The organism is Burkholderia sp. MSMB1498, from assembly GCF_001526245.1.
In the GTDB taxonomy this organism is placed as follows: Bacteria; Pseudomonadota; Gammaproteobacteria; order Burkholderiales; family Burkholderiaceae; genus Burkholderia; species Burkholderia savannae.
Map to the genome: position 1 here is coordinate 1 of NZ_LOYJ01000094.1, position 767 is coordinate 767.

A 767-nucleotide genomic window follows, 5' to 3' on the forward strand; every position below is an offset into this window, starting at 1 on the left:
TGCATGAACCAGCCGTGGCTGACGACAAACGACTGGCCGGTGAGCGCCGCGCTCGGGAACGCCGACAGAAACAGCACCGTCTTCGCGACGTCCTCGACGGTCGTGAACACCCCGTCGACCGTCTGCCCGAGCATCACCTTCTTCACCACTTCCTCCTCGCTGATCCCGAGCTCTTTCGCCTGCTCCGGAATCTGCTTGTCGACGAGCGGCGTGCGCACGAAGCCCGGACACACCACGTGCGAGCGCACGTTGTGCTTCGCGCCTTCCTTCGCCAGCACGCGCGCAAGCCCCAGCAGCCCGTGCTTCGCCGTCACGTACGCCGACTTCAGCGGCGACGCCTCGTGCGAATGCACCGAGCCCATGTAGATCACGACGCCGCCGCGATCGTCCCGGTACATGTGCTTGAGCGCGGCCTTCGTCGTGAGGAACGCGCCGTCGACGTGAATCGCCTGCATTTTCTTCCAGTCGGCGAACGCGTAGTTCTCGATCGGATTGACGATCTGGATGCCCGCGTTCGACACCAGAATGTCGACCGAGCCGAACGTCTCGGCAACCTTGTCGATGCCGGCGTTGACCGCGTCCTCGTTGGTCACGTCCATCGCGACGCCGATCGCCTTGCCGCCCGCCTGCTTGATCTGCTCGGCCACCGCGTTCGCGCCGTCCTGATTCAGATCGGCGATCGCGACCGCCGCGCCCGCACGCGCGAGCTCCAGCGCGATTTCCTTGCCGATGCCGCTTGCCGCGCCCGTCACGACTGCAGTTTTGCC

The 767-nt window shown here is 65.6% G+C and carries 1 protein-coding gene; it reads right to left on the reverse strand.

Translation table 11 applies throughout. The annotated features are described in order from the left end of the window. Nucleotides 1-767, reverse strand: a 767-nt coding sequence (locus WS91_RS20375; RefSeq protein ID WP_063889486.1) for a 3-hydroxybutyrate dehydrogenase, incomplete at both ends; no start/stop codon positions are given.